Below are 7,974 nucleotides of genomic sequence, written 5' to 3' on the forward strand. Positions count from 1 at the left end.
GACAATGCGGGACGTAACGCCAGGCGACGTCCTGGTCACGGTTTTTACCGTCCCCGCTCGCATCGGCCTTGACCAGGTACAGCTTCGACGTCTCCTCCGACTTCACGGTCGAAGTCGTTTCGGCCCGTACCCACAGTGGTGTGCGAACCGGGTCAACCGTGTTCACCCAAGGCCTGCCGCCCCGAAGCCGCGCACTCATCCAGCTTGTCCCCCGCTACTTCTCGCCAATCCATCCGCTCCATGGCTCGGCGTCGCGATCGAGTAATTCGCCGCGCCATAAGCCGACCTCGCCCGGAGCTGACCAGCTCAGACTCTCGATGGAGGACACAGCCTCCAGCCCTCAAGCTTTGCTCAATTCCCTGGTCCTGATTGGAGAACTCATGCGAACATCGCGTGGTCTGCTGCCATCCGACCAGGTGGCGGGCATGATTCAGGGGGAATCTCCATGCTCTTTTCGCCGAAGTCGCCGACGTACCGCCATGACCATCGTGCACTGGCAGCCGTCGGCGCGGCGCCCGTTTCATCGATCCGGGCTTTGTCGTGCGAAGCGGTGCAACGTCCGGCTCGGCTGGGACACCACTGTCAAGTCTGATCGAACCTACCCATGTTCCCAGGTGGTTCTGACCAGCAAGACCGCTGAAGGCCCCACGAAATATGGCCCAACTCTGCGCCGTGGGAGCCAGTTTCGGCGAGCTCGATATACGTGACAGGGAATTTCCCAGGGCGGTAGCGCGGCTGAGCCGCCACCAGTACCACCTCGTGGCATCAAAGGGAATGGCGGCCGTAGTGCTGCCCCGTGCCGTTGTGTGCAACTGACCACCTTATCCGTCACGTTACCGCCGGCTTTCCGCGGAACCACTCGGGACAAGCCAATTCTGGCCCCCTGCGAGTTGGCGGAAGGTCGATTTTTCGTGCTCAGATTCCGTGAAACCCACAGGAGTGGAACGTTGTCGTATCGAAGACACCTGCCAGTCGTCGCCGTGCTGTGCGCGGCCGTGCTCGGCACCGCAGCCCCGACCACATGGGCCGTGTCACCGTCACCGCGTCCGTCCTCCGCCGCGGACCCTGCCACGCCGACCGCCACGAACAAGCCTCGACCAGCCGCGTCAGCGTCCGCGCCTACGCGGAGCCCCTCTGCGGTCGTCTCTCCGCCCGCAGTCTCATCCCCGTCTGCGACCTCGTCCCCGTCTCCGGGGGCGGCTGCGGGCCATGAGGCTCAAGAGGCTGCCAAGTACTGGACCGCACAGCGCATGGCCGACGCCCGGCCGCTGGACGCCTTACGGTCAGCGCCGTCCGCCCACAAACATGCAACGTCAGCGGCGGGGAACGCCTCTCGGAACGGCACCCTGTTCGGCGGAACCCGTCTCGTAGGAACGTTCTTCGGCTCCAGCAGCACAACCGGTACGAACTGGTCGTGCACCGGCAGCGTGATCGACACCCCGGCCAGGAACGTGATCCTCACCGCAGCACACTGCGGACTTGGCTACAGCAACAACTACATCTTCGTACCGAAATTCATCAAGGGCGCGGGACCCGACCAGCAGCCCTACGGCATCTTCCACATCCAGCACATCTTCATCGACCCCCGCTACATACCTGACAAGGGCCATTCGTCGACCAAGAAGCCCTGGTCCGATCTGGACACCGCGTTCGCGCGCGTCTCGGCGAATCAGCGCGGCCAGCAGCTCCAGGACGCCGTGGGTGGAGGACTGACCTTCACCCGGCCGACCGGCTACAACCACAAAGACATCACGGTCGTGGGCTATCCGGGCAAGGACCACAACGGGGCCGGACAGGCCATCAAGTGCACCGTGCCGACGACGCAACTGCCTGGGTTCCGCCAGATGTCGATGACCTGTGGCGGCTACTACGGTGGCGTTTCCGGCAGCCCGTGGATCACCGACTACCAGGACGACGCACGCTCCGGCCATGTCATCGGCAACCTCGGTGGCTACAACGGCGGCGGCAACGACGCGGACGTCGACTACATCAGCTATGCCCCGGCGTTCGGTTCCGACGCCGCCAACCTCCTCGCCGACGCCATAGCCGACCGGGAGCCTCCGCCCAACCTGCCCCCGTACCAGGGCATCCAGGCGAAGCTCCCTGGAGGAGCGACGCTGTGGCAGCACGCGAAACTGCTGGCCTCGGGCGACTACACGGGCAACCGCCGCAGCGACATGATCGTGGTCTGGTCCGACGGCGAAGTCACCTTGTACCCCGGTGACGGCAAGGGCGGGTTCCTGCCGGAGAGACGGCTTCAAGCGCCCAACTCCACCTGGACACACGCGGAGACCATCACAGGCGGAGACTTCACCGGCTCCGATCTTTCCGACCTCATGGTGCGCTGGTCCGACGGTGAGGTCACTCTCTACCCGGACGTCAGCGCTTCGGGCATGAGCAGAGAAGTCCAGATGGCGCCCTCCGGCTCCGTCTGGAAGAACGCAATTCAGATCTCGGCCGGGCAGTTCCACAACGGGAAGTACGCCACGGACCTGATGGTGCGCTGGGTCGACGGCGAACTGACCCTCTACACCTATGTCGGTGCCGGCACCTTCGGGACCGAGAACCGCCTTCTGGCTCCGAACGACACCTGGAAGAACGCCACCTTGCTGACCAGTGGGAACTTCAGCGGCAAGGCCAACTGGGACGTCCTCGTACGCTGGGTGGACGGCGAGCTCGACACCTACGTGGCCACCTCGACCGCGGGCCTCGGCGCCGAGACCCGCATGCGCGACCCCAACGACCTGTGGAAGCACGACCTGGTCATGACGGCAGGCAACTACACGCCCAACAGCTTCAACGACGACCTGATCGTTCGTTGGTCCGACGGCGAGACCACCCTGTACGCCGATACTGCTTACACGTCTCTCGGTACAGAGAACACGCTGGTCTACCCGGGCACTTGACATTCACAGCAGTTCCGCAGGACCCAACGGCCGCCTCGCGCCGTACCGGTTGCGTGTGCCGACCAGGTAGGCGCTGTCGTGCGAGGCGGGTCGCGCGTACTGATACACAGAATTTTCCGGCCGCTGCCTGCCACCGCGGCGCCCAACCGTTCGTCAAACGGATAGACCATGCATTCAGGGGGAACGATGCGAGCGACCACACGTCTCACCGCCGGGTTGGGAGTGCTCATGGTGGGCTTGGCTGTAACGGCCTGTGGCCACAAAGCCGGAGAGGACGGGACCGCCACTCCCGCGAGTGGCGTGGCGAGTCCGTCCGTTCCGTCCGTCACTTCCTCCGAGGCGCCGAAACCCACCGAGTGCCGAACCGGCTCTTTGACGTGGACGCTGGTCCTGCTCCCCACGAAAAGCAGTAGTCGGCGCAACGCACTATTGACCGCTGCCAACAAGGGCCCCAAGACATGCGTGTTCGCCGGTTACCCGGGCTTCAGCGTCCACAACGGGAAGGCGAACAGCATCGAGGGCGTCGGCCACGGACACCCCAAGCCAGTCACTCTGCACAAGGGGGCAGGAGTAACGGTCGACCTTCAATACACGCCCCGCGGTGCGAAAGGCGCCGGCGATTATTGCGTCAAGGAGGGCGAAGCACTGGTCTCGGCACCGCACAACCCCGACCGTGAGCGCACGAACGTCCCAGTCATGGACACACATCATGCAGCGGCACAGATCGATGCCTGCGGCGACTCCATCTCCCTGTCACTGCCGCATTACACGACGACACCCGCAACCACCACGAGATGAGTCCGTGCCCCCGTGGTGGGGCGGACCAGACACAGATCGGTGCCATCGACGCTGATGCCCGGCGCGGGACGGGCAGAGCTTCGGCCTCGACGATGGCGAGGCCGGCCTCGGGAAGCACGCTCGTGTGGAAGAGGCCGGGGTGTTCCGGTGTCCAGACCACCAGCGGAGAGTGCTTCACACCGGTGCGCTTCCATGTCCTCGCGCACCCGTCCCTGCCCGGCGAGTGCTCATCCGGTTTCCTCTCCGATACACAGCCTAGAAGTAGGCGCCATGCCCAGGCGTAGCAGGCGGCACTCGATGCGGATGCCGGGTCGCGCAGCCCGGTCACGTATCCATCGAACGCAGCGACGTCCAGCCCGAGAAAGGTGACGCTCAGCGCGGCGGCGGGGCGCTTGCCGACGAGGCTCAGCGCCGCCGTGGTGAGGCGGCCGGCACCGGTCTTGGGCTGCTTCCGCGGCCGGGCGTCCTACCGCGCTTCGCGGCCCGGGCCTCCCTGCGCACGGCGCGGCGCTCGGCTCGCTCGCCGAGCTCGGCGAGCAGGGCCGGCAGGACGGTCAGCGAGCTGAGCACGGCGACCAGGGTGACGACGATCGCGCCGGTCGCGATCGAGGAGAAGATCACGTCGTCCGCGAGGAACAGCGTGGCGCTGGAGATGGCGACGGCGAGACCGGAGAGTACGACGGCCCGTCCCGACGTGGCCGCGGCGAGTTCGACGACGGCCCGCGAGCTGAGCCGGCCGCCGGCCCGGGCCCGCCCCTCCCGTTCGCGCTTGAGGTGGAAGAGCGTGTAGTCGACGCCGACGGCCAGGCCGATGAGCAGGATGACGTTGGTGCCGACGCCGGCGTCCGGGAAGACGTGCGAGGCCGGCATCGACAGGCCGATGGCCGCGGCGATCGAGGAGAGCGCGAGCAGCAGCGGTACGAGTGCCATCACGATGGAGCTGAAGACCAGCAGCAGGGTGATCAGGGTGACCGGCAGGGCGATCACCTCGGTGCGGGTGAGGTCGTCGGCGCGCAGTTTGTCGACACCCTTGCTGATGGAGGGAGATCCGGTCTCCTCCACCCGCAGATCCGGGTTGGCCTTCCGCACGGCGGCGGTCTGCGCGAGCAGCGGGTCGACGTGCTTCTTCCCGTCCAGCTCGGGGCCGTTCATGGTGACGCATCCGGTCGGCCACGTCCTTCGCGGCGGCGTCGGCGGCGGTCAGGTCCAGGCGGCCGGCGCTTCCGCCCGGCCCGCCTCACCAATACGGAAGTCCTCCGTGGTGGCCGGGTTGCCGCCGACCGTGATGCCCACGCCTAAGCAGAGGACCACGAACAGCAGCCAGGAGACAATCGCGCGCCAGGGGTGTCCGGCGCTCCAATGAGTATGCGAACGGGGAGATTCTTCATGCCGTTCATGCTGGTCGGCGGGGGGGGTCGTGCCGACAGCCTCGACAGGTTGAACTTCGGGTCCACCAAGTGGTGGACCCCGCTGGAAGGGGTCCGTCGGCGGGATCGACGGGCAGGGGTACGGCCCGGACTCATGGCCTCGCGCTGAGGGCCGGCCCGGCGATGGACATGTCGCCGCTGAGCCGGGCGACCTGTGAAACGGTCACGTTCTCGAAGGTGATGGTGCGGATGGGAACAGCGGGGTGGGAGAGCCACGGGGGCAGCGCGTCGGGGGTGACGGTGACGCTGCGGTCCGCCGGGAGCGGAGCGCCGCCCAGTCCGACGAGCGTGCCGGACAGTTTCTGGGTGTACAGAGTCACCCCGTCCTTGCCCTTGACCGTGGATGTGGTCGCGGGCTTGGTCCGCAGACGCATCGCCGCGCGGCCACGGCCCGCTGTCAGGTCGAGGTCGCCGAAGTCCAGCGACCGTGCGGTGAACTTCAGCGCCCGCGCGGACCCGGCCGCGGTCCGGACGGTGACCACGCCGCGGAACGCACTGCCGTGGAGTACGAGTCTGTCGGCGCGCAGCACCCAGGGGACGTTCACCGGACGGCCCGGCGGTCGGGCGACCGGCGTGCCGGCATCTGCTGGTGCCTTGGACGTACGGATGCCACCGGGGGCGAGCGACGCCTTCGAGACCGTTGGTGTGGCGAGATGCAGGACCAAGGGCAGGCCGGCGACGGCCAGCGCGCAGGCGAGGGGCCGCAGCAGTTGACCGGCCAGGCGGCTCTTCGCCGCGCTGCTCGGATGGCGGGGATCGGAGTCCGGCCCGCTTGCCGCACAGCCGGTCAGGGCGTCACGTGCCACCGTGGTCCTCACCCGCGGGGATGGTCGTTGACGCGGGGTTCGCTGCGGGCTGCGACTCGGTGGCGGCCGTCGGAGGAATCCAGGCACAGGCCAGGGATCCGCCGATCAGGCCGGAAGTCAACCCGATGAGGAGGCCTCCGAAATTGGCGACGGGAAACGAGACGAGGGCGAGCAGAATGACCGCGATCCCTGCGAACACGCGCACCTGCTGGTGGAACCAGAGGGAGATGGCCAGGGCCACGAGGAGAACTCCGATGATCAGGGATCCCGCGCCGGCCGAGGTGGACAGTGCCAGTGGGATGGCGCCGAACTTCAGGTGCGCGTACGGAAAGTAGATGATGGGCACGCCCGCCGCGAGGGTGAACAGGCCTGCCCAGAAGGGACGTTCGTCCCGCCAGGTCCTGAATTTTCGTCGGGCGGCGGTGGCAGCGACGCGCAAGTTCCGGCGCCTGCCGAATCGTTCGAAGAACACGTGGGCTTCCGTGATGTTCGGCGGGCGGGAGTACGCGGCGAGCGGGGGCGGAGGGTGGGTGTTTAGTGACGATGGGTCAGAAGCACTCGTGGTGGCCCGCTCTGAGCCGCACATCGAGGTCCGGGACGTTGAACGTGGCGGCCGAGACCGCGACCGTGGTGAAGTGCACGTTGCTCAGGAAGGCCGAATCCGCCTGCTGGGCAAAGCCGTTGGGATCGAAGAACCGGGAGTTCCTGTCCCCCCGACTGATCGGGCCCTTGCTGACCGCTCCCGCCGCCACACCGATGTCGAGGTCGTCGAAATTCGCCTGTGTGCTCGACAAGGATGTCGCGTCGAGGAACAAGTTCTTCGCCTCGACCCGCCTGCGGTCGCCGCCGGTGATCTTCAGCGTGTACGGGCCCAGAACCGGGATCGAAACCACCACGGACTGGCACAGCCCGCTGATCTCCGCACGGCTGGCCCCGGTGACCACGACCGGCACCAGGGTGCCCTTCCTGGTCACGTCCACCATGCCGTAGATGCTCAGACCACGGACGTCCAGAGTGTCCAGGGCCACCTGGAACTTCTGGCCGGAGATGAGGAACGACGCGGCCAGTGCTCCTTGGGCCATGCCGACGCCGAGGGCAGCGGCGGCCATGACGCTCGGGGCGAGAACGGCGGCAAAGCGCTTCCAGGAGGTCCTGCCCGCGCGGTGCGGCATCCCGTCTCCTTCCGGTCATGACGTGGGCTCGCCGATGCCAGACAGGGGTGGGCGGCGCCCCTCTCTCTAGTGGCGGATCCTAGGCTTCCCGGCGCGTCAGCCGACGGCACGCCAGGTCGGCCGGACGGGTGAATCGGTTTCCGTTGCGGCATACGGATGACACGCGACGCAGCGACGCCATCGATGTCTCCGATCTCCCGACCGACGACGAAGATGTTGACGGCGACCAGCGTCAGGACCCACAGGGGGTAGTACGGCACCCACAGGAAGTTGGCGATCGCGCCGAGCCCTGCCACGGATACACCGAAGAAGCGCGCCCACAGCGCTCCGCCGAGCACGGCGCACCCCGCAAGGACGATGACGATGCCCAGAACGAGGTGCACCCAGCCCCAGCCCGCCAGACTGAACTCGAACACGTAGTGACGCGTCGCGATGAACAGGCCGTCCTTGGCGATGGCCGCGATCCCTTCGAAGATCGCCATTGCGTCCCCGCGCCCACCCCGTCCGGTGGTGTCTCCCCGGGACAGCGAGGCGATCCTTGTCAGAGCTGGACGCCGGGCCGGTGCTGGGGGCCGCGGGGGCCGTAGTCGAGCTCCGCCATTCCGTGGCCCGAGTCGATGACGAGCTGTGGGGCGTCGTACTTGTCCATGACCGCCTCGATGAAGATCATGTTGTCGTGCGGGGCCGCCAGCGCCTCCTTCAGTTCGGCCGGCGTCCTCACGACGAAGGTCCGGGCGGTCGTCCCCGGGTGCAGGACCTTCGGCAGCTCGGCGTAGGCCCAGTTGGCGACGTCGTTGGACTGACCCTGCTTGCCGCAGATGGTGCGTTCGACCGTGTAGCCGCCGTTGTTGATCAGTATGATGAT

General features: G+C 67.0%; 5 protein-coding genes and 3 pseudogenes. 2 read left to right on the top strand and 6 right to left on the bottom strand.

Features of this window, described 5'->3' with window-relative positions; all coding sequences use genetic code 11:
* Window positions 1-1,250 precede the first annotated feature (1,250 nt).
* Complete coding sequence (locus KVT44_RS50860; protein WP_217575429.1) at window positions 1,251-2,906, top strand: serine protease; 1,656 nt, start codon at window positions 1,251-1,253, stop codon at window positions 2,904-2,906.
* 228 nt (window positions 2,907-3,134) lie between these two features.
* Window positions 3,135-3,704 carry a DUF4232 domain-containing protein gene (locus tag KVT44_RS50865; protein WP_254651014.1) on the top strand — a complete coding sequence of 190 codons (570 nt, stop codon included), beginning with the start codon at window positions 3,135-3,137 and terminating at the stop codon, window positions 3,702-3,704.
* Between the two features lie 459 nt (window positions 3,705-4,163).
* Here the strand turns inward: KVT44_RS50865 and KVT44_RS50870 are convergent.
* The 6 genes and pseudogenes from KVT44_RS50870 to KVT44_RS50890 form a co-directional block, all read right to left on the bottom strand.
* A pseudogene (locus tag KVT44_RS50870) lies at window positions 4,164-5,092 on the bottom strand (MMPL family transporter); the annotation flags it as partial.
* Between the two features lie 131 nt (window positions 5,093-5,223).
* Complete coding sequence (locus tag KVT44_RS50875) at window positions 5,224-5,937, bottom strand: hypothetical protein (protein ID WP_217575431.1); 714 nt, start codon at window positions 5,935-5,937, stop codon at window positions 5,224-5,226.
* Window positions 5,927-6,376, bottom strand: coding sequence for a DUF6114 domain-containing protein (locus tag KVT44_RS50880; RefSeq protein ID WP_217575441.1), 450 nt, complete (start codon window positions 6,374-6,376; stop codon window positions 5,927-5,929). Before KVT44_RS50880 ends, KVT44_RS50875 begins: the two co-directional genes overlap by 11 nt.
* 109 nt (window positions 6,377-6,485) lie before the next feature.
* Window positions 6,486-7,109, bottom strand: coding sequence for a DUF6230 family protein (locus KVT44_RS50885; RefSeq protein ID WP_099922117.1), 624 nt, complete (start codon window positions 7,107-7,109; stop codon window positions 6,486-6,488).
* A 203-nt stretch (window positions 7,110-7,312) separates the two neighbouring features.
* A pseudogene (locus KVT44_RS59355) lies at window positions 7,313-7,591 on the bottom strand (hypothetical protein); the annotation flags it as partial.
* 59 nt (window positions 7,592-7,650) lie between these two features.
* Window positions 7,651-7,974 (bottom strand): annotated as a pseudogene (locus tag KVT44_RS50890) (hypothetical protein); the annotation flags it as partial.

Source organism: Streptomyces sp. GbtcB7 (assembly GCF_019091445.1).
Taxonomy (GTDB): Bacteria; Actinomycetota; Actinomycetes; order Streptomycetales; family Streptomycetaceae; genus Streptomyces; species Streptomyces mirabilis.